The organism is Pseudomonas sp. H11T01, assembly GCF_048515765.1.
Lineage (GTDB): Bacteria > Pseudomonadota > Gammaproteobacteria > Pseudomonadales > Pseudomonadaceae > Aquipseudomonas.
The window spans coordinates 277,920-296,924 of sequence record NZ_JBLYED010000001.1 but is presented as its reverse complement, the minus strand read 5'-3'; the positions used below and the strand labels follow the sequence as shown (position 1 = coordinate 296,924).

Here is a 19,005-nt window from a genome sequence, read left to right as displayed (position 1 = left end):
AAGGACGCCAACCATGATTAGTAAAGACAGCCTCACGCATCACATCTCCCAGCAGTTCAATGCCGAACTCGAGGAGGTGCGCAGCCACCTCCTGGCGATGGGTGGTCTGGTCGAGAAACAGGTCAACGACGCGGTGACCGCGCTGATCGAGGCCGACTCGGGTCTGGCCCAGCAAGTGCGTGAAATCGACGACCAGATCAACCAGATGGAGCGCAACATCGACGAAGAGTGCCTGCGCATTCTGGCCCGTCGTCAGCCGGCGGCGTCCGACTTACGCTTGATCATCAGCATCTCCAAATCGGTGATCGACCTGGAGCGTATTGGTGATGAAGCGACCAAGATCGCCCGCCGTGCTATCCAGTTGTGCGAAGAAGGCGAAGCGCCGCGTGGTTACGTCGAGGTCCGGCACATCGGCGATCAGGTGCGCAACATGGTCCGCGATGCGCTGGACGCCTTCGCCCGCTTCGACGCCGACCTGGCGCTGTCAGTGGCGCAGTACGACAAGATCATCGACCGCGAATACAAGACCGCACTGCGTGAGCTGGCCACCTACATGATGGAAGACCCGCGCTCTATCTCACGGGTCTTGAGCATCATCTGGGTCCTGCGTTCGCTGGAGCGGATCGGCGACCATGCACGCAATATCTCGGAATTGGTGATCTACCTGGTGCGCGGCACTGACGTGCGTCACCTGGGACTCAAGCGCATGAAGGAAGAAGTTGAAGGCACAAGCGCTGAAAACGCTAATGTTCCGGGCAAACCTGACGATAAGTAAGATTGCCCAAGAAAAGCGCCCGGCCTTTTGGTCGGGCGTTTTTGTTTGTGGTTTTCGAATTCATAGCACCCGCGAACGAAAAAAGTACCGGCGTGACTGAAGAGTTTTGGCAAATTGCCATCAGCTAAGCGATATGCTTGCCGGGATTTTTTAAAGGGGTGGTTGATGAGTAAGGTAAGTGTGTTGGTGGTGGATGATGCTTCGTTCATTCGTGACCTGGTGAAGAAGTGCCTGCGCAACTACTTTCCCGGTATCAGGATTGAAGACGCCGTCAACGGCAAGAAAGCCCAGGCCATACTCGCACGTGAAGCGTTTGACCTGGTCCTGTGCGACTGGGAAATGCCGGAGATGTCCGGCCTCGAACTGCTGACCTGGTGCCGCGAGCAAGACAACCTCAAGACCATGCCGTTCGTCATGGTCACCAGCCGTGGCGATAAAGAGAACGTAGTTCAGGCGATTCAGGCCGGCGTTTCCGGCTACGTCAGCAAGCCCTTCACCAACGAGCAGTTGCTGACCAAGGTCAAACAGGCCCTGAACAAAGTCGGCAAACTCGACACCTTGCTGGCCAGCGCCCCGACCAAAATGAACTCGGCGTTCGGCAACGATTCCCTCAGCGCCCTGACCGGCGGCAAGGCTGCAGTGGTCCCGTCGGCGGCTGCCCCGGTTAATCCGTTTGCCAAGCCTGCAGCCGCTGCTCCGGCTCGCGGTCTGCTCAACAGCCCACCGGTCCAGGCGCCAGCAGCCTCTGCTGCGTCGGCTGGCGGTCGTGGCCAAGGCCAACTGCGTCTGCCCAGTGGCACGCAGCAGTGCGTGATCAAAGCCCTGAGCCTCAAGGAAGCGCTGCTGGTGGTCCGGCGCACTGAAACCCTGCCACAGGTACTCGATAGCGCGGTACTTGACCTTGAGCAGGGCGACAGCGCCGAAGTAGCGCGTCTGAACGGCTACCTGCATGCGATCGTCGCCCACGAGCCGAAACCGGACAGCGACTGGTTGCAACTGACCTTTCGCTTCGTCGATCAGGACGCACAGAAACTCGACTACATCTCCCGCCTGATCGCCCGCGGTACAGCGCAGAAGCATTTTGTGCCCGGTGCGTAAGCGTTTTTGGTCTGGCTCGGAACCTTCATTGACTGCCAGAAAGTCATCGCGAGCAAGCCCGCTCCCACCTTAGATATGTGTTGGACCACTGTTAGGTGATCGATACAGAACCAGTGTGGGAGCGGGCTTGCTCGCGATGACGGCCTTGAATTCAACACAACTCCCCCTGAATGAATGCACTGTTCTGAAACATCTGACGACTACGCGGGTCCATTGCAGCTGCTAGGCTGATTCCCACGCCTTACTCGACAGATCCTTGCCCATGCTCGCGCGATTGCTGCTTTTCTGTGGTCTTCTCATGGCCGCCACATCGGCTGTGGCCGTGACAATCTACAAGTCCACCGGTGCCAACGGCGTGGTCTCCTACAGCGACCGACCGACCCAGGGCTCGCAGGTGTTTGTGTTTCGCGACCGGATGGTCGAGCACCTCGAGCGTCAGGTGTACCTCGATATCAAGAAGCAGAAGGGCGTGGACAGCGTCTTCGTACGCAACGATTTGTATGCGCCGGTAGAGATCGAACTGAGCTTCGCCGATCTGAAGAACGTCAGCGGCGCCCCGCAACAGTCAATTCGTCGGGTCTTGCCGGCGCGCAGCAACTCACGCCTGGCGCTGCTCACGGCGACGCGGGCCGGTACGCCGCTCACCTATACCCCAAAGTTCCGTTATTCACTGGGAGACCCTTCAGGGGCGGCGCAGGCCTATCGTTATCCGCTGCCTTGGCGTGGCGGGCCGTTTCGCCTGACTCAGGGCGCCAATGGGCAATACAGCCACTTCGGGGTCAAGAATCGCTACGCCATGGATATCGCCATGCCTGAAGGCACGCCGATCATCGCGGCCCGTGGCGGGGTGGTGGTGAAGACCGAAAATGCCCAGACCGGCCGTGGTACCGACCCCTCCGGCAACTTTGTCCGGGTGCTGCACGACGACGGCACCATGGGCGTCTATCTGCACCTCAAGCAAGGTTCGGTGAATGTTCGGGAGGGGCAACGGGTGGCGGTGGGCAGCGCGCTGGCGCTGTCAGGCAATACCGGCAACAGCAGCGGGCCGCATTTGCACTTCGTGGTGCAGCGCAATACCGGGTTAGGGCTGGTGTCGATTCCGTACCAGTTCAATCAGCCGGTGGGCAACCTGCCGAACTTTGCGCTCGGCAAGCAATGATCGCATCCGATCTGATCAATCCAGCATCAACACCTTGGCCAGAACGATTTTCGGGCCTTTCATCTTTTTGATGATGATCCGCAAACCGTCGACTTCCAGCACTTCTTCCTCTTCCGGCACCCGTTTCAAGGTTTCGTAGATCAGCCCGGCGAGGGTTTCGGCTTCGATGTGGTCCAGATCGATGCCCAGCAGGCGTTCGACCTTGAACAACGGCGTATCGCCGCGCACCAGCAGTTTGCCTGGCTGGTAAGCAAGGATGCCGCGTTCGGCCTTGCGGTGTTCGTCCTGGATATCGCCAACCAGCACTTCCAGCACGTCTTCCATGGTCAGGTAGCCGATGATGTTGCCGTCAGCTTCTTCAACCAGTGCGAAGTGCGAACCGCCCTTGCGGAACTGCTCCAGCAAGTGCGACAGCGGCATATGCCGGGACACGCGCTCCAGCGGCCGGGTCAGTTCGGCGAGGTTGAACGACTCGGGAATATGGTCCAGCGCGGCCAGTTCCAGCAGCAGATCCTTGATGTGCAGCAGACCGACGAACTCATTGTGCTCGGTGTCGTAGACCGGGTAGCGGCTGAATTTGTGGCGACGGAACTGCGCAAGGATTTCCTTGAGCGGCGCGTTGAACTCGATCGACACCAGGTCTTCACGGGAGTTGGCCCAGTCGACCACTTCCAGTTCACCCATTTCCACGGCCGAGGCCAGTACCCGCATGCCCTGATCACTAGGATCCTGGCCACGGCTGGAGTGCAGGATCAGTTTCAGTTCTTCACGGCTGTAATGGTGTTCGTGATGCGGGCCGGGTTCGCCCTGGCCGGCGATCCGCAGGATGGTGTTGGCGCTGGCGTTGAGCAAGTAAATGGCCGGGTACATCGCCCAGTAGAACAGGTACAGCGGCACCGCGGTCCACAGTGACAGTAGCTCGGGTTTGCGAATTGCCCAGGATTTTGGGGCCAGTTCGCCGACCACAATGTGCAGGTAGGAAATGATGAAGAAGGCGGTAAAGAACGACACGCCTTTGACCACTTCAGCGGACTCAACGCCCACCGCACTGAGCACCGGCTCCAGCAAGTGCGCGAACGCCGGTTCACCGACCCAACCCAGGCCCAGAGAGGCAAGGGTGATACCCAATTGGCAGGCTGACAGGTAGGCGTCGAGCTTGCTGTGTACGGTGCGCAGGATCTGTCCGCGCCAGCCGTTTTTATGGGCGATGGTCTCGACTCGGGTCGAGCGCAGTTTGACCATGGCGAATTCGGCCGCAACGAAAAAGCCGTTGAGCAAAACCAGGATAAATGCAAAAAGGATCATGCCGAAGTCGGCGAAGATTGTCGCGAGGGTGATACTAGGGGAAGGGTCCATGGTGGAGTTTTGCGGGTTCCGTATATTCGAAAAGAAAGAGGATTGCTGTGCCTGAAAGGCAGGCCCAAGTCAGCCAATGTAGCGGCTGACAGGGCGATTGCCTAGTGGCGAGTCACTGTGGGTGCTAGTCGGTCAGGCTGCCGGCCCTGGATCTCGTGACTTGGGCGGGCACGAAATGGCAGGTGAAGGTGCTGCCATGGCCCAGCACGCTGCTGATCTCCATCCGCGCGCGGTGGCGCAGCAATACGTGTTTGACGATGGCCAGGCCCAGGCCGGTGCCGCCAGTGTTGGAGTTGCGGCTTGAATCGACGCGGTAGAAGCGTTCGGTCAGACGTGGCAGGTGTTTGCTGTCGATGCCGATGCCGGAGTCCTGCACGCTGAGGTGCGCGCCTTGCTCATCACCCCACCAGCGAATGCGGATGTTGCCTTCGGCCGGGGTGTATTTCACCGCGTTGAACACCAGATTGGAGAATGCGCTGCGCAACTCGGCCTCGCTGCCCTTGAGCAGAATCGAAGGGTCGGCTTCCAGGGTGATGTGTTGATTGCGCTGTGCGGACAACGCCTGAGCATCGTTCTTGATCGACTGCAGCAGGCTGTCTATCGCCACTGGCTGGTTGTCCGACGGGTAATCGGTGGCTTCCAGCTTGGCCAGTAGCAGCAGGTCATTGAGCAGGGTCTGCATGCGTCCACCTTGCTGCTGCATTTGCTGCAAAGCTCGGGTCCAGCGCGGGTTCACTTCTTCGACGTTGTCGAGCAAGGTTTCCAGGTAACCGCAAATCACCGTCAGCGGTGTACGCAACTCGTGGGACACATTGGCGATGAAGTCTTTGCGCATCTGTTCGAGCTGATGAATGCGGGTGACATCGCGCACCAGCATCAAGTGTTCGTTGTTACCGTAACGGGTGATGTACAGCTGAATGCGCAGGCGATCGTTGGTCGGCGAGGGGATTTCCAGCGGTTCGGCGTAGGTGTCTTGCTCGAAATACTCTTTGAAGCGCGGGTGGCGCACCAAGTTGGTCACCGGCTGGCCGCTGTCTTGCGGAGTTTTGAGACCGAGCAAGGTTTCTGCCGCGCGGTTCCACCACTCCAGATTGCCGTCGCTGTCGAGCATGATCACCGCGTCCTTGAGCGCGGCAGTGGACTCCTGAACCCGGTCGATCACAGCTTGCAGCCGCCCGCGCACCCGTTGGTCGCGGCGTTGCAGGTGATAAATGCTGTCGAACACTTCGCCCCACAGGCCGTAGCCATCGGGCGGGGCTTCTTCGGGTTTTTGCAGGCGCAGCCATTCGTGCAGACGCAATAGCTGCTTGAGGGTCCAGGTCAGATAGACCGCCAGCCCAATGGCCAGGCTCCAGCCGTAATAACCGCTGATCAAACCGATCAGCAAACAGCCGGTGACCAGGAGCAGCATGTGGCGGATCAGGGTGCCATGCCAGTTTTGCTTCACTTAAAACGCGTCCTTGTCAGCTTGTCTGGCGGGTAGGGCCGGCTCAGCTTTTGGTGGAAAAGCGGTAGCCGGTGCCGCGCACGGTTTGTACCAGATTCTCATAAGCCTCGCCGAGGGCTTTGCGCAGGCGACGGATGTGCACGTCGACGGTGCGCTCCTCGACATACACGTTGCCGCCCCAGACCTGATCCAGCAGTTGCCCACGGGTGTAGGCGCGTTCCTGGTGAGTCATGAAAAATTGCAGCAAGCGGTATTCGGTGGGGCCCATCTCGGCGGGTGTACCGTCGATGGTCACGCGGTGGCTGATCGGGTCGAGCAGCAGGCCACCGACTTCGATTGGCGCTTCGCCATCGGTCGGGCCGGCACGGCGCAGCACGGCCTTCAGACGGGCAACCAGCTCACGTGGGGAAAAGGGTTTGGTGATGTAGTCATCGGCACCGACTTCCAGGCCTTGGATCTTGTTGTCCTCTTCGCCCTTGGCGGTGAGCATGATGATCGGGATATCCCCGGTCAGCTCATCGCGCTTGAGGCGTCGGGCCAACTCGATGCCCGAAGTGCCTGGCAGCATCCAGTCGAGCAGAATCAGATCGGGTTTGCGGTCGACGATGATGGCATGGGCCTGCTGGGAGTTTTCCGCCTCCAGGCAGTCGTAGCCGGCCATTTCCAACGCAACGGCGATCATCTCGCGAATGGGCGCTTCGTCGTCAACAATCAGAATGCTCCTGCCAACCATGCTTAATCCTCTTGTCATTTAACTGTCTTGCGCCGCATTAGATAACGGAATTATTGCAGTCGTGTGACAGTATTTTAGTACCACGGCGATCAGCACGTTCCTGAACTAAGCTTTAAGTCCGAACCCTGACAACCACAAAAGGAAGGTTTCTATGACGTACAGTACTGTTTCCTGGAAAGCCCTGTTGATGTCTGCAGTACTGGCCCTGCCGGGGCTGGCGTTCGCTGCCGATCCGGCGATGACAAAGGACGGAATGCTTGTCGACTCTAAGGGCATGACCTTGTACACCTTTAACAAAGATGCTGCTGGCAAGTCCATGTGCAATGACAAGTGCGCCGCCAACTGGCCGCCGCTGATGGCCGCCAGTGCCGACAAGTCCAAGGGCGACTGGACAGTGATCAAACGCGATGACGGCAAGATGCAATGGGCCTACTACGGCAAGCCGCTGTACACCTTCGTCATGGACAAGAAGGCGGGTGACATGACTGGTGAAGGGAAAATGGACGGCGCCTGGCACGTTGCCAAACCTGAATAGTTCGAGTTAGTCCTGAGGTCGATCCCCCGCAAGCCCGCTCCTGCAGGAATAACATAGTTCTTGTAGGCGCGAGGCTTGCCCGCGAAGCGTCAGCCCCAACACCGCAAACTCTCTGGTCGAGCTCTTTCCATGTGGCGAGGGAGCTTGCTCCCGCCGGCCGCTGCGCGATGTCGTCAACAATCAGAATGCTCCTGCCAATCCTGCTTAATCCTCTTGTCATTTAACGGTCTTGCGCCGCACTAGATAGCAGTCGTTTGACCGTATTTTAGTGCTACGGCGATCAGCGCAATCCTGAACTAAGCTCTAATTCCGGATCCTGACAACCACAAAAGGAAGGTTTCTATGACACACCGCACTGTTTCCTGGAAAGCCCTGTTGGTGACTGCTGCACTGGCCCTGCCCGGGCTGGCGTTTGCCGCAGAACCCGCGATGATGAAAGACGGCATGATGGTCGATCATAAGGGCATGGCCGTTTACACGTATGACAAGGACGCCGGTGGCAAATCGATGTGCAATGGCACGTGCGCCGATAATTGGCCGCCAATGATGGCCCCGGCGGGTGCCAAAGCCGAGGGCGCGTGGACGGTGATCAAGCGCGACGACGGCAAGATGCAATGGGCTTATGACGGTAAGCCGCTGTATAACTTCAAGATGGACAAGAAACCAGGGGACAAAATGGGCGACGGCAAAATGGATATGTGGCATGTCGCCAAGCATTAATGACTTGAGATAGGCACAACCCCGATCGCGGGCAAGCACGCTCCTACGGGTAGGAGCGTACTTGCCCGCGAAGGCGACAGCCTGGGCATCTCACATCCCAAGCTAATTCATGTGACGCTCTCAGCGCATTGCGTAATCCAGCACGATCCCCACAAAAATCGCCAATCCCGCCCAATGGTTGTGCAAAAACGCCTTGAAGCAGCGCTGCGGATCTTTCCCGCGGGTGTACCAGAACTCCCAGACAAAGCACGCCGCCGCCGCGACAAGCCCCAGGTGGAACCAGCCTCCCAGCTCGAAACGCGCTCCCGCCAGCAACAGGCAACCCAGTGCCAGCCCTTGCAGGGTGAGAATGATCACCCGATCGGCATCGCCAAACAGGATCGCCGTGGATTTCACGCCGATCTTCAGGTCATCGTCGCGGTCAGTCATGGCGTAATAAGTGTCGTAACCCACAGTCCACAACAGGTTGGCGATATAGAGCAGCCATGCAGCGGCCGGCAGGTTACCGGTCTCGGCAGTGAACGCCATCGGCATACCCCAGGAAAACGCAGCGCCCAGCACCACTTGCGGGTAATAGGTGTAGCGCTTCATAAAGGGGTAGCTGGACGCCAGCGCCAGTCCGCCGAACGACAGCCAGATGGTCGTCGAATTGGTGCACAGCACCAGCAAAAAACTCAGGCTCATCAGCACGGCAAAGAACACCAGCGCCTCTTTGGAGCGGATTTTTCCGCTGACCAGGGGCCGCTGCTCGGTGCGCTTCACATGGCCGTCGACTTTACGATCGGCCCAATCATTGATCACGCAGCCGCCAGCACGGGTCAGCACCACGCCCAGGACGAAAATCACCAGGTTGCTCAGCGACGGCGAGCCCTTGCCGGCAATCCACAATGCCCAGAGGGTTGGCCACAACAGCAGATAAATGCCGATCGGCTTGTCCATGCGGGTCAGCTGAATGAAGTCCCAGGCACGCGGGTTCAGCCGATTCAGCGATTTGAGCAGGCTCAGGTACATCAACAGTTCTCCGGATGGGCGCTCGCGGCGAGCCAAAGGGACGGGAGGAATATTTCCGCGACCAGCACGCTCAATGCACCCCGGTCGAAACGCGAGCGACGGCCCCAAAGCTCCGGAGCCCGGGACTCGGCAGGCAGCCATTCGAGGGGATAGTGGCAAACCTCAATGGCGCGGCGCTGGAATGCCTGATCGCAGAACAACAGCTCGCCCAGTGAGCGACTGCCCAGTTCATCCATATTCAGTCCGCCATCTTGCAAGGCACTGCGCGCCGCCACGCTGCGGGCAAAGACCCACGGCTGGCCGTGGCCGCGCAAATACACCTCACGAACCCAGCCCTGACTCTCTGCGGGCAGCTCCAGCGCGGCGCATTCGTCGTCGCGCAAGGTTTGCCAGCCTTCGAACAGCGGCGTGACACTGAAGCCGTCATTGGACAGCCGGGTCAGGCGGCGCGTCAGCGAGCCTTCATCGAACAGCCAGTCGAGGGTTTGCGCGTCGGGGAGGGGCATCAGCCGGCTGTGGGGCAGCCAGGCGGGGGCAAGGGTAGGGGGCGTTGAGTGCGGCACAGTGAGTCATTATTGGCAGCAAATGAGGCGGCGAGCTTACCATGTTGGCCTGCGATTTAGCCTGATCGGCTCCGGCCCGCGTATCGAACGTGCTTGCATCTGTCGATCCCGATCAGTACAAAACGCCCTGAGCCGCACCGCGAGGCGTTATCTATAGACTGTGCGTGCCAGAAAAAGTCTGGAATCTGAGGAAACAAGTAATGAAGAAGTGGCAATGTGTGGTCTGCGGCCTGATCTATAACGAAGCCGACGGCTGGCCGGATGACGGTATTTTGCCTGGCACTCGCTGGGAAGATGTACCGGAAGACTGGCTATGCCCGGACTGTGGCGTGGGCAAAATGGATTTCGAGATGATCGAAATCGCTGCTTGATCGCAGCTTTTTTATGAATTGAAGAGGAGAAAGGGATGAACGCACCTGTCGTGATCGTCGGCACTGGGCTGGCTGGCTACAACCTGGCCCGGGAGTTTCGCAAACTCGATGGCGAAACCCCGCTGCTGCTGATTACCGCAGATGACGGACGTTCCTACTCCAAGCCGATGCTATCCACCGGCTTCGGTAAAAACAAAGACGCCGACGGCCTGAGCATGGCTGAGCCCGGCGCCATGGCCGAGCAACTCAAGGCCGAAATACGCACCCATACCCGTATCAGCGGCATTGATCCGGGCCACAAGCGCCTGTGGATCGGCGAAGAAGCCGTGGTGTATCGCGACCTGATCCTGGCCTGGGGCGCGGAAACCGTGCGGGTACCCGTGGAAGGCGATGCCCCGGAGGCGATCTTCCCGATCAACGACCTCGAAGATTACGCACGGTTTCGCGCAGCGGCCGCCGGCAAACGCCGGGTGCTGCTGCTCGGCGCCGGCCTGATCGGCTGTGAGTTCGCCAACGACCTGATCCTCGGCGGCTATGAAGTGCAACTGGTGGCGCCGTGCGAGCAAGTGATGCCGACCTTACTGCATCCGGCCGCCGCTGCTGCTGTTCAGGCCGGGCTGGAAAGCCTGGGCGCGCGTTTCCACCTAGGGCCGGTGCTCAACCGATTGCAGCGCACGGCGGACGGGCTTGAGGCTCACCTTTCCGATGGTCAGGTCATCCCTTGCGATGTCGTCGTTTCAGCCATTGGCCTGCGCCCGCGCATCGATCTGGCGGCAGCGGCCGGTTTAGTCGTCAATCGCGGCATAGTGGTTGATCGCCATCTGAAGACCTCTCACGCCAACATCTACGCCCTGGGCGACTGCGCCGAAGTCGACGGGCTGAACCTGTTGTACGTCATGCCGCTGATGAGCTGCGCCCGCGCACTGGCCCAGACCCTGGCCGGCAACCCGACCGTCGTCAACTATGGCCCGATGCCGATAACCGTGAAAACGCCGGTCTGCCCCTTGGTCGTCTCCCCACCGCCACGGGGTTCGGAGGGCATTTGGACGGTCGAAGGCGAGGGCGCCAATATTAAGGCGCTGTGCCGCGACGCCAGCGGCAAACTGCTGGGTTATGCCCTGACCGGCAGCGCCGTCATGGAAAAACTCGCTCTAAACAGGGAGCTTCCAGCCCTTCTGGCGTAAATGCTGGTCGTTCTGTCGGAATCACCACAGTTTTGCCCCTACAAAGGTCGCGGGGAGACTGGCGCCACTCCTGTCACCGTGCCATCCTCACTCCCGTCTGCCGCAGAGTAGAGCCTGCGGCGCCTTGGGCGCTGTTCCGGAAGAACAGCACGGACATAACAACAAAAAACCGTCAAAGAGGCTTCACTCATGCGTAAACCAGATCTCGCAGCCGCCATTGCTGAAAAAGCTGATCTCACCAAAGAACAGGCCAATCGCGTTCTCAACGCCGTTCTTGAAGAAATCACTGGCGCTCTGCACCGTAAAGACAGCGTCACCCTGGTGGGTTTCGGCACCTTCCTGCAACGCCACCGTGGCGCCCGCACCGGCAAAAACCCGCAAACCGGCGAGCCTGTGAAAATCAAGGCAAGCAACACCGTTGCCTTCAAACCGGGCAAATCGCTGAAAGACAGCGTCAATCCGTAACGGATGCGTACTCCCCGAGTAGTGGGGAGAACGGTATTTAAGATGGGCACGCCAACTGGGTTGGGTGCTCATTTTTTATGGGTGGAAGTTTTTTTGGATATCGGGGATGGCGAGGGAGCTTGCTCCCGCTCGGCTGCGAAGCAGTCGTAAAACCTCCGACCTCGACCTGCCTGACCCAATGAATCAGCCATATTGCGAGCGCTTCACATTCGATCGCGGGCCAGCCTGGTTCCTACAAGGCCCGCGTATCATTCAGCGATCGGGTTGCACCCCAACAAGCCCGCCGCTTATAGTTCGCCCCATCTGCTGACTCCGGTCAGCGGTTGGGTTTCGCAGCCCGTACAGAAATGTTTTACCTGCACCGTCAAAAGACAACATGGGCAAATGTCGCCTGCGTTTCGTTTTATGGCGGCTGTGCGTGGGAGACCTTCGGGTCTGCCGGGTTTATTCATTTCCTCGGTCTGCGAACCCGCGTACAGCTGCCACCCCTTTGTTTCGCAGCGAAAGGTGGCATTTCTTTAATTCGAAATGAGCTTCCACCTATGACTATCAAAAATCCGTCTGACCGCTTCATCCCCTTCACCAATACCGTCACCGACGAACCCGTCCTGATGATCGACAGCCAAGCCTCGCTACGAGACCTGCACGCCTGCGTCAGCGAACGCCTGCACACCGTCCTCAACTACCTGACCTTGATGGCCTGCACCAGCCTGCCCGACTACGCCGAACGCGATATCAACACCGTCGCCAACGTCGCCCGGCTGATGGTTCAGGACATCACTGATGTGTTTGGGGTAATTGAGATGCGAGGGATGGAGAAAAACTGAGATCGTGTGCTCGCGACCTGAACTAAAGAAAGCCCGCAGCAATGCGGGTTTTTAGAATGGGGGGCAGATCTAATCTCTGGAGCCATAGATGACACAGGGAGGTTTAGGGTCATCAAGTGCCAATCGTGACCGGCTCAATTCGGCCAGGAGCGGTCTCTCAAGAAAGCGCCACATCGCGGAGGCATAATGACCGAACCGAAAAAACACCACTTTTCGCCCGTCTTCTACTTGAAGGGTTGGTGCGACAGCACGACCGGCCAGTTGATCGCATATTCGCGTTCACACAAGAGCGTGATCGCCAAACCCGTCTATCCGAAGGCAACCGGGTATGAGCATTTCCTTTATACGATGGAGGGGCTCCCCGACGATCGGAAGCAAATTATCGAAAAGGATTATATGGCCTCGACGGTGGACGACCCTGCGGCGAAAGCGCTCAAGGTGCTGCTGGACACCGGTACTAGCGGGCTGACCGCGGAGCAGCGGGGAGACTGGACGCGATTCATGATTGCGAGTCTGCATCGCCGGCCGGCGGCGGTCGCCGAGATCGGCGAGACCTTCAAGAGCACGCTCCGAAAAGACCTACTTGCGGACTCGCAAAACGAGTCTGACAAGCAAGAGCTTCACCCGTACCTGATCGGCGATGCCGCGAAGGTGATGGTCGTCAGGGTGATCGAGAACGACGGCATCGTCAACATCATCATCAACATGCAGTGGTCAGTGCTCGACATGTCGGCGAGTCAGCACGAGTTGCTGACCGGTGACATGCCGCATCTGCGGTACTACGGTCTGAAAGACCCCCGATGCACGATTCTGTTTCCGCTGACGCCGACAAAATTGTTCATCGCGACGCATGATCGAAAAGCCGAACACAACATCAATAGCCGGAACAAGACCGAGGTAGTGAAGTCGGTCAATGATGAGGTGGCCAGGCTCGCCGAGCGCTTCGTTTTCGGGAGAACCGCGGACCATCGTAAATTCGTTGACAACCGGCTAGGGCGGACATCGTCCCGTTGACGTGCGGGCCTAAGGCCGGCTCCGCGCCGGTTACCTCTACGTTCAGAACGACTGCTTTCAAAATCTGGCTACGGCAACTCAGGGTCGTGTGCGCCCGGTCGCCGAGGGGAGGATGCAGGCCCTTGGCGTTTCGGGTCGGGGCTACTCGGGGATACGCCGGTCGGCATCCGTCGGGGTGCAGATTCCGCCGTGCTGGGCTACGAGCCGACAGACCAGTGGCAAATAGGTGATGTCCTGCTAGCCTCTTTACCGTAATCGGGCTTGCCGGCACCCCAATCACGTTTCCCGTCGATAGATGGGTTAAGGGCTGACAGGACGACAAGGAACGTTATACGACAGTAATGTCGCCCAATAGGCGCTATGACATGCCCGGATTTAATGATCTGATTGAAGAGATAGAAAAGAAACATCCAAATGACTGGTGGATAAAGAGTAGGCGTGAAACAGAGTCTTTGTTTCCTGACTCCTTTCCTCAGGTGCATGTCTACGAAAATGCACTCCGCATACTGGATTCAGATTCTTGGTTGGTCCTTTCTGAAAAAGCACAGAAGGTATTCCCTGGGTCACGAGAACTTCGGGGAAAGCATCAGTTTTTTGATCTACTGAATGAAGCATTGGCATACGAGTACCTTGTTTCGCAGGAACTATGCAATATTCGCTTGTTGCGAACCGTGAAAAATCAAAAGTCCCCGGATATTTCGTACGAAGCTAATGGTGTGCCGTGCTACTGCGAAGTGAAAACCATCAATGTGTCTCAGGATGAAATAGATAAAACGGTTGCCGGAGAGTCATTTGATTGCTCCATTTACTATGAATTAACCCCCCAGTTCCTTAATAAGTTTGATTTAACCATTCAGGCTGCGGTGGCGCAGATTAAGTCTCTTGCACCGTCTGGCTTGGTGTACGTAATAGTCCACTTTGATGATTTTACGCTGGACCACTACGAGACATATCAGCGCCAGATATCCGAATTGTTGGCGTGTAGCTTTCCAGCGCTTGAAGTAATTGTTCGCGTCGGTGTTCTAGGAACGCATTACATTCGGCATGGCGCCTGCTAAAACTTTACGGTCATGTCTGCAAAGGGTCGTGTGCTGCGCCGGCTATCCCCGCCTCGATTAGCAGGAACTCTTCGAGCCGTACTCCTTCAATACTCATCTCGATCCCCCACTGTGCAGTGTTCCTAGCTCGATGCTAGCCTCTCTGAGGGGCTTGAGCGAGTGCATCCCTAGTCTGTGTTGACAGAAGTCAGGCTGGACGCCAACCGCACTCATACTTTCCATGATCGTCTCTCGAACCAGCACGCGTGGTGACTCCCAGCGCGACAAGTCACCCTATTCACCACCAGCTCCACGAACAACGGAAAAAAGGATTAGGCCATGTCATTGTTTGGACGCTTTTTAAAGGGCAAGTCGGAATCGGGAGCCACGGCAGAGCAGCCACCGCAAGCGTCTAAGTCCAGCATCCCGGTGGTGAAGGGGGATTTCTCTCGGGTTACAGAGGCAGTCAAGGCTGACTTATGGCAAGCCATCGTCCAGACCGAGGACATCCCAGCCGAATCGGCAGAATTCGTTTATGAAGTTGCCCTGCGCACAGCAGTGAGTGGCAACCTTTATGAAATGGCTGAGGCGTTGAAGAGTTTGGGGATACAGAAACAGCGGGCGACAGAGCTTTGTAGGTGGTTGCCGAGAAGAGCCGAGTCACTGATATCTCGCGACGAGCGAATCAAGCTTGGGCTTACGGAAGCCATCTGGGTCTATTCAGGGGCGCCATGCATGGCTAACCCGAGTGACGGAGAGTCCAAAAGCCGAGATGAAGCCCATCGCCTTGCTAACGGACAGAAATTTAATATTGCTGATGGGCTCACCCTGAACGGAAAGAACACCTGGCCAGGCTACGAACAGGACTGTAAATGCTCATCGAAGTCTGTGCTTCCTTTCTGAGTACGGAAAAATCATCTGTGCATTAACGTTCAATCTTAAGGTGAATAAATGAAGTACGTTGTAGCACTAGCCTTGATTACAGTGACGAATTTTGCAGGTGCAGCCTGTTCGTTGTCGGATATAACAATATCGTCGATGAACGCCAAGTTTATTAATAAATGCAGTAGCTCAGAGTGTTTCTACATGCAGGGGGTGGCGGTGTTGGAAAATAGTTGCGCCGAGCCCGTTGGTGTTCAAGTTCAAATTACTGCATACGACAAATCAGGTTCGCCAGTTGCCACCAGCGAGGCTTGGCCTGCAAGCACTCGAAATATTCCGCCAGGCAGATACACATTCTCCTTGGATCAATATCTCGATTATGAACCTTCGATTACGCATTTTGACCTCAAGCCGATTGAGGTCAACCAATGGCGTTGAGGACTAGCTATCGGCCAATTTCTGCCCGCCACGACCGACCGGTTTGGGTCGATTACGGCCTGTCAGCACCAAGCTCGATTTGGTCCACCCTTCATCGATCCAGAAGCAATGGTCAAAGCTAATGCAAGCGCTGGTCAGGTGCGATGCAATTCCGCGCCAGCAGCCTTAACCTTGGGCTTCTATACGTCACGCTTCCCACCTTTTAGGTAGCCGGTCATGGATGAAGATCTTCAAGCACGCTACAGGGCAATGACTTCAAGAGATCTGGATGGGGACATCAGCGCCGCCGATGAGGTTATGCAACAAGCTATTGATGCTTTGCGTCGATACCACGAAGCGCTCCCCAGTGCATCGACGGAGGAGCTCGAGCGGCTCAAGGTAGATGCTGAGGAAAAATTTGCCAGTGCCAGCTTGTGCCAGCAGCGCATCCTGTCCGGACTCACTGACCGACTCCATTGATCCCAACAGAGCCTCGCCCCGTACCCCTCTACTATTCGTTCCTTCCACCAGAAGCACCATTGGGCGAGACGACCGCGCTCCAGATCTTTTTCTGCGGTAAGAAAACAGGATCAGCGGTCATACGCAGGCTTCGGGAGGCTGCTATGCCTTCCCATGGGAGCAGTCGTTTCAGTCCGGCCAGAGTGCGGGCCGGGAACAGACGCGTGGCCGTGGCCGCGGCGCCAGCCGGGTGCGCGAAGAGAAGCACAGGTGCCAATCCTTATCAGGAGGTGGCAAATGCTATTCATCGTCAATTGGTCCATCAGTCCCGAACGTCGTAACAGTGCGATTGAGCGTTTTCTTAAAACAGGTGGAGCGCCACCAGCAGGCGTGAAGATGCTGGGACGCTGGCATGCCGTAGGACGCATGACCGGCTTTGGCATCGCAGAGGCCAGTGATGTCACGCTGATACAGAAATGGGTGCTTGAGTGGAGCGACCTTATAAGCATGGAAATTCACCCAGCGCTGACCGATGAACAGGCCGCTCCGTTACTGGCAGCCGCGATCGGCAAGCAATAGTCTGCGCCCGAAAGAGCGCGGGCAAAAAAAGGGACGGATACATGTTTGCTGAATGGATCTGTCCCCTTTTTTTGAGGGAGAGGTTGAGATGCAACTCATCACTGTGAAAATCGATAAGCCGCAAGAGACGAACTTCATTTTTGGTCAGACACACTTCATCAAGTCCGTCGAGGACATCCATGAAGCGTTGGTAGGTGTCGTGCCCGGTATCAAGTTTGGGGTGGCCTTTTGCGAAGCCTCTGGCAAATGCCTGGTGCGATGGTCTGGCACCGATACCGCCATGATCGAACTGGCCCAGAAGAATGCAAAAGCCATTGCCGCCGGCCATAGCTTCATCATTTTCCTCGGGGACGGTTTCTATCCGGTGAACGTGTTGAACACCGTCAAGATGGTGCCAGAGGTCTGCCGCATTTTTTGCGCAACCGCCAATCCAACTGAAGTGATTGTCTCTGAGACGCAGCAGGGGCGAGCGGTCCTGGGCGTGGTGGATGGCTTGTGTGCCACTGAGCTTGAAGGCGACGAAGACATTCTATGGCGCAAGAATTTGTTGCGACAGATTGGCTACAAGCTTTGAGTGAATGTGGAAAAAGGGGACGGGTTTATTTGCGGTAGATAAGTCTGTCCCTTCCTTTGTGCTTTTTTGTGTGAACAATATTTTATTGTTATATCGCCGGCGGCTTACGCCTCGATAAATACTGCTCGCTCGCTTTAATTAATTTGAGGGGGCGCTGTGTTGTTTTTTATCTGTCTGCCGTGGTTAGGGTTTCTAGTGTAGGCGTCAATTTTTCTTTTTTCCTACGCTTTGCTGAAAGTGTCTGAAGTAACCTTCGTTACAAACAGAAACAACCTACAGGGTTATCAGATGCACGTTTAACATCTATCGCTTATCATGAGATTGGTTCAAATATCTACAACGGAATGATAATTTAAATCCAGGGAGTAACGTATATGAAAGTATCCAAGGCACTTTTCGTAGCGCTGACAATTACAGCACTCACTGTTACAGGTTCGGCACTGGCTGGTCCCCCAGTTACAGTGACATTCAAGAACGTTGGAAGCACTGAGGCGACTTACAAAATCGTAACAAGCAATGAAGCCTCTACTAATGCCAACGCAAAGCCAAAGCCTTTTGTCGCCGTCAAAAGTGGAGGCGTTAATACTTATATTGTGCAAAGCACTATTTCCCCAGATGCCAATTACGCTAGCTTGCGCTACACGATGGGTGGTAAAACTTGTACCTTTCTTGCAACATTTGTCGCTGCGCCAGGGCCGCTGGGCTCGAAAATTCCCAAGTGGAGAAATACAGCCACCCCTAGTGGCGGAGCAACCTGCACGGCGAAGTCTACTGCGATGAACGCAACAACTTACGCTTGGTCAGTTGAATTTACGATGAAATGATACAGGGTCAGGTCTTGTGGCGAACTTTCTGCGCGGCCGTATCTTGATGTGGGTACTTTAATCGGGTTGTGCACCCAAAGAATAAAGTTTTGAAGGAGCTGATAAATATAAGGCTGCTAAAGACTTTTATATGAAAGTTTAATGTCAAGGAGAAAAAGCCATAATGGTAATTTTAGTAAGCTCAACTCTGCTCTCTAATAACCAGACTCCCAGTATCTCCATACCCTCAACTCAAACTGTCGCAGTATCCAATACCAGTGCAACAGCTCGTGTCACAGAAGATACAAGAGGTACCAGCACGCTTTCATCGCTTGCGCAGCAGTTAAGCGAAAGTGCAACACGTGCAGAAGCGCGCGATGCCAGTCTGAGTAGGAGGGCACTCGGCGCGAAGGCTACCGAGTTGTTCAGCCAAATCACGGGGGACCGCTACTTCGCTAACAAGGCCAAAAACGACGCTGAGATTCCGAATACAGAAAACCCTGAACTTCTAGCTCGTGCCAAGAAAGCGACACAGCACGTAAGCGGGGGCGGAACAAATCCTTTCGCTGGCCTGTCACGAGATCAGCTTGCGTTGATTACCTATGATGACAGTGGAACCTTCACGATTAATGAAAGAAGAGCGGCATGGAGTGAAGCGTTTGACCAAGAGTCAGCATGGGGGCAAATGGTCGTAGCCAGGGCAATGGCTGAATACAACAGCACCGGAAAGCTTACCCACTTCTTTACTGCGGTACTTGATCATTATAAAACGTTGCCCAGTATCGAGCAGGCGCAGTACCCGGACAGTTACGAAACCCAACTACAAGGATGGATCGACCTCGACTTCAACTATTGGACACACACGGTTGAAGGTCATGGCAGCCCACAGAGCGTGCTCGATAAAGTTCTTGATCAAAGCGCTTTTAGTGAGAGTGAATCAGCTATCTCTGCTCCAAAATTAGCTGATTCACCCTCCAAACCGTAGAGATAGGTTTT

At 56.4% G+C, this 19,005-nt stretch carries 23 protein-coding genes; 18 read left to right on the top strand and 5 right to left on the bottom strand.

Annotation, left to right across the window (positions count from 1 at the left end; translation table 11 throughout):
• Positions 1 to 13: 13 nt before the first annotated feature.
• The 3 genes from phoU (at position 14) to ACN1C3_RS01480 (ending at position 3,032) form a co-directional block, all read left to right on the top strand.
• Positions 14 to 775 carry a phosphate signaling complex protein PhoU gene (phoU, locus tag ACN1C3_RS01490; protein ID WP_419114005.1) on the top strand — a complete coding sequence of 254 codons (762 nt, stop codon included), beginning with the start codon at positions 14 to 16 and terminating at the stop codon, positions 773 to 775.
• 165 nt (positions 776 to 940) lie between these two features.
• Positions 941 to 1,873: a response regulator gene (locus ACN1C3_RS01485; RefSeq protein WP_419114004.1), complete on the top strand. Its 933-nt coding sequence runs from the start codon at positions 941 to 943 to the stop codon at positions 1,871 to 1,873.
• A 262-nt stretch (positions 1,874 to 2,135) separates the two neighbouring features.
• Entirely contained in the window at positions 2,136 to 3,032 is an 897-nt protein-coding gene (locus tag ACN1C3_RS01480) for a peptidoglycan DD-metalloendopeptidase family protein (RefSeq protein ID WP_419114003.1), read from the top strand.
• Between the two features lie 15 nt (positions 3,033 to 3,047).
• On the opposite strand, the gene ACN1C3_RS01475 is transcribed toward ACN1C3_RS01480, so the two are convergent.
• From ACN1C3_RS01475 to phoB, 3 genes are all read right to left on the bottom strand, one after another.
• On the bottom strand, positions 3,048 to 4,388 hold the full coding sequence (locus tag ACN1C3_RS01475; protein ID WP_419114002.1) for a hemolysin family protein: 1,341 nt from the start codon (positions 4,386 to 4,388) through the stop codon (positions 3,048 to 3,050).
• Between the two features lie 124 nt (positions 4,389 to 4,512).
• The gene (phoR, locus tag ACN1C3_RS01470) at positions 4,513 to 5,799 is read right to left on the bottom strand and encodes a phosphate regulon sensor histidine kinase PhoR (protein WP_419114223.1); all 1,287 of its coding nucleotides are present in this window, start codon (positions 5,797 to 5,799) and stop codon (positions 4,513 to 4,515) included.
• Between the two features lie 79 nt (positions 5,800 to 5,878).
• On the bottom strand, positions 5,879 to 6,568 hold the full coding sequence (gene phoB / locus ACN1C3_RS01465; RefSeq protein ID WP_419114001.1) for a phosphate regulon transcriptional regulator PhoB: 690 nt from the start codon (positions 6,566 to 6,568) through the stop codon (positions 5,879 to 5,881).
• 151 nt (positions 6,569 to 6,719) lie between these two features.
• Here phoB and ACN1C3_RS01460 point away from each other — a divergent pair, with 151 nt between their 5' ends.
• Positions 6,720 to 7,103: a hypothetical protein gene (locus tag ACN1C3_RS01460; RefSeq protein WP_419114000.1), complete on the top strand. Its 384-nt coding sequence runs from the start codon at positions 6,720 to 6,722 to the stop codon at positions 7,101 to 7,103.
• A 342-nt stretch (positions 7,104 to 7,445) separates the two neighbouring features.
• Complete coding sequence (locus ACN1C3_RS01455; protein ID WP_419113999.1) at positions 7,446 to 7,823, top strand: hypothetical protein; 378 nt, start codon at positions 7,446 to 7,448, stop codon at positions 7,821 to 7,823.
• Between the two features lie 120 nt (positions 7,824 to 7,943).
• Here ACN1C3_RS01455 and ubiA read toward each other — a convergent pair whose 3' ends face one another.
• Complete coding sequence (gene ubiA / locus ACN1C3_RS01450; RefSeq protein WP_419113998.1) at positions 7,944 to 8,834, bottom strand: 4-hydroxybenzoate octaprenyltransferase; 891 nt, start codon at positions 8,832 to 8,834, stop codon at positions 7,944 to 7,946.
• Complete coding sequence (locus ACN1C3_RS01445; RefSeq protein WP_419113997.1) at positions 8,834 to 9,397, bottom strand: chorismate--pyruvate lyase family protein; 564 nt, start codon at positions 9,395 to 9,397, stop codon at positions 8,834 to 8,836. The genes ubiA and ACN1C3_RS01445 overlap by 1 nt, the downstream gene beginning before the upstream one ends.
• A gap of 200 nt (positions 9,398 to 9,597) precedes the next feature.
• On the opposite strand from ACN1C3_RS01445, the gene ACN1C3_RS01440 reads away from it, so the two are divergent.
• From ACN1C3_RS01440 to ACN1C3_RS01380, 13 genes are all read left to right on the top strand, one after another.
• Positions 9,598 to 9,768 (top strand): rubredoxin, encoded by a 171-nt coding sequence (locus tag ACN1C3_RS01440; protein ID WP_419113996.1) that lies wholly within the window; start codon positions 9,598 to 9,600, stop codon positions 9,766 to 9,768.
• Positions 9,769 to 9,803: 35 nt separating this feature from the next.
• Complete coding sequence (locus ACN1C3_RS01435) at positions 9,804 to 10,952, top strand: NAD(P)/FAD-dependent oxidoreductase (RefSeq protein WP_419113995.1); 1,149 nt, start codon at positions 9,804 to 9,806, stop codon at positions 10,950 to 10,952.
• Between the two features lie 189 nt (positions 10,953 to 11,141).
• Positions 11,142 to 11,417, top strand: coding sequence for an HU family DNA-binding protein (locus ACN1C3_RS01430; RefSeq protein ID WP_003195589.1), 276 nt, complete (start codon positions 11,142 to 11,144; stop codon positions 11,415 to 11,417).
• A gap of 542 nt (positions 11,418 to 11,959) precedes the next feature.
• Positions 11,960 to 12,244: a fructose-bisphosphate aldolase gene (locus ACN1C3_RS01425; RefSeq protein ID WP_419113994.1), complete on the top strand. Its 285-nt coding sequence runs from the start codon at positions 11,960 to 11,962 to the stop codon at positions 12,242 to 12,244.
• 186 nt (positions 12,245 to 12,430) lie between these two features.
• On the top strand, positions 12,431 to 13,258 hold the full coding sequence (locus ACN1C3_RS01420; protein ID WP_419113993.1) for a DUF4238 domain-containing protein: 828 nt from the start codon (positions 12,431 to 12,433) through the stop codon (positions 13,256 to 13,258).
• A gap of 365 nt (positions 13,259 to 13,623) precedes the next feature.
• A complete protein-coding gene (locus ACN1C3_RS01415; protein ID WP_419113992.1) occupies positions 13,624 to 14,316 on the top strand; it encodes a hypothetical protein in 693 nt (230 codons plus the stop codon).
• 318 nt (positions 14,317 to 14,634) lie between these two features.
• Positions 14,635 to 15,198, top strand: a complete 564-nt coding sequence (locus tag ACN1C3_RS01410; protein ID WP_419113991.1) for a hypothetical protein — start codon at positions 14,635 to 14,637, stop codon at positions 15,196 to 15,198.
• 48 nt (positions 15,199 to 15,246) lie between these two features.
• Positions 15,247 to 15,615, top strand: coding sequence for a hypothetical protein (locus tag ACN1C3_RS01405; RefSeq protein WP_185818927.1), 369 nt, complete (start codon positions 15,247 to 15,249; stop codon positions 15,613 to 15,615).
• A gap of 216 nt (positions 15,616 to 15,831) precedes the next feature.
• A complete protein-coding gene (locus ACN1C3_RS01400; RefSeq protein ID WP_419113990.1) occupies positions 15,832 to 16,074 on the top strand; it encodes a hypothetical protein in 243 nt (80 codons plus the stop codon).
• A gap of 276 nt (positions 16,075 to 16,350) precedes the next feature.
• On the top strand, positions 16,351 to 16,632 hold the full coding sequence (locus ACN1C3_RS01395; protein WP_419113989.1) for a DUF3303 domain-containing protein: 282 nt from the start codon (positions 16,351 to 16,353) through the stop codon (positions 16,630 to 16,632).
• An 88-nt stretch (positions 16,633 to 16,720) separates the two neighbouring features.
• The gene (locus ACN1C3_RS01390) at positions 16,721 to 17,206 is read left to right on the top strand and encodes an adenosine-specific kinase (RefSeq protein ID WP_419114222.1); all 486 of its coding nucleotides are present in this window, start codon (positions 16,721 to 16,723) and stop codon (positions 17,204 to 17,206) included.
• A gap of 374 nt (positions 17,207 to 17,580) precedes the next feature.
• Positions 17,581 to 18,030 carry a hypothetical protein gene (locus tag ACN1C3_RS01385; RefSeq protein WP_419113988.1) on the top strand — a complete coding sequence of 150 codons (450 nt, stop codon included), beginning with the start codon at positions 17,581 to 17,583 and terminating at the stop codon, positions 18,028 to 18,030.
• A gap of 163 nt (positions 18,031 to 18,193) precedes the next feature.
• The gene (locus ACN1C3_RS01380) at positions 18,194 to 18,994 is read left to right on the top strand and encodes a hypothetical protein (RefSeq protein WP_419113987.1); all 801 of its coding nucleotides are present in this window, start codon (positions 18,194 to 18,196) and stop codon (positions 18,992 to 18,994) included.
• Positions 18,995 to 19,005 lie beyond the last annotated feature (11 nt).

Coding starts and splice junctions, on each gene's coding strand:
- ACN1C3_RS01455 (WP_419113999.1), top strand. CDS start 7,446: ATGACACACCGCACTGTTTCCTGGAAAGCCCTGTTGGTGACTGCTGCA.
- ACN1C3_RS01435 (WP_419113995.1), top strand. CDS start 9,804: ATGAACGCACCTGTCGTGATCGTCGGCACTGGGCTGGCTGGCTACAAC.
- ACN1C3_RS01485 (WP_419114004.1), top strand. CDS start 941: ATGAGTAAGGTAAGTGTGTTGGTGGTGGATGATGCTTCGTTCATTCGT.
- ACN1C3_RS01385 (WP_419113988.1), top strand. CDS start 17,581: ATGAAAGTATCCAAGGCACTTTTCGTAGCGCTGACAATTACAGCACTC.
- ACN1C3_RS01430 (WP_003195589.1), top strand. CDS start 11,142: ATGCGTAAACCAGATCTCGCAGCCGCCATTGCTGAAAAAGCTGATCTC.
- phoR (WP_419114223.1), bottom strand. CDS start 5,799: ATGCTGCTCCTGGTCACCGGCTGTTTGCTGATCGGTTTGATCAGCGGT.
- ACN1C3_RS01425 (WP_419113994.1), top strand. CDS start 11,960: ATGACTATCAAAAATCCGTCTGACCGCTTCATCCCCTTCACCAATACC.
- ACN1C3_RS01480 (WP_419114003.1), top strand. CDS start 2,136: ATGCTCGCGCGATTGCTGCTTTTCTGTGGTCTTCTCATGGCCGCCACA.
- ubiA (WP_419113998.1), bottom strand. CDS start 8,834: ATGTACCTGAGCCTGCTCAAATCGCTGAATCGGCTGAACCCGCGTGCC.
- ACN1C3_RS01405 (WP_185818927.1), top strand. CDS start 15,247: ATGAAGTACGTTGTAGCACTAGCCTTGATTACAGTGACGAATTTTGCA.
- ACN1C3_RS01420 (WP_419113993.1), top strand. CDS start 12,431: ATGACCGAACCGAAAAAACACCACTTTTCGCCCGTCTTCTACTTGAAG.
- phoB (WP_419114001.1), bottom strand. CDS start 6,568: ATGGTTGGCAGGAGCATTCTGATTGTTGACGACGAAGCGCCCATTCGC.
- ACN1C3_RS01415 (WP_419113992.1), top strand. CDS start 13,624: ATGCCCGGATTTAATGATCTGATTGAAGAGATAGAAAAGAAACATCCA.
- ACN1C3_RS01410 (WP_419113991.1), top strand. CDS start 14,635: ATGTCATTGTTTGGACGCTTTTTAAAGGGCAAGTCGGAATCGGGAGCC.
- ACN1C3_RS01475 (WP_419114002.1), bottom strand. CDS start 4,388: ATGGACCCTTCCCCTAGTATCACCCTCGCGACAATCTTCGCCGACTTC.
- ACN1C3_RS01395 (WP_419113989.1), top strand. CDS start 16,351: ATGCTATTCATCGTCAATTGGTCCATCAGTCCCGAACGTCGTAACAGT.
- ACN1C3_RS01460 (WP_419114000.1), top strand. CDS start 6,720: ATGACGTACAGTACTGTTTCCTGGAAAGCCCTGTTGATGTCTGCAGTA.
- phoU (WP_419114005.1), top strand. CDS start 14: ATGATTAGTAAAGACAGCCTCACGCATCACATCTCCCAGCAGTTCAAT.
- ACN1C3_RS01390 (WP_419114222.1), top strand. CDS start 16,721: ATGCAACTCATCACTGTGAAAATCGATAAGCCGCAAGAGACGAACTTC.
- ACN1C3_RS01400 (WP_419113990.1), top strand. CDS start 15,832: ATGGATGAAGATCTTCAAGCACGCTACAGGGCAATGACTTCAAGAGAT.
- ACN1C3_RS01440 (WP_419113996.1), top strand. CDS start 9,598: ATGAAGAAGTGGCAATGTGTGGTCTGCGGCCTGATCTATAACGAAGCC.
- ACN1C3_RS01380 (WP_419113987.1), top strand. CDS start 18,194: ATGGTAATTTTAGTAAGCTCAACTCTGCTCTCTAATAACCAGACTCCC.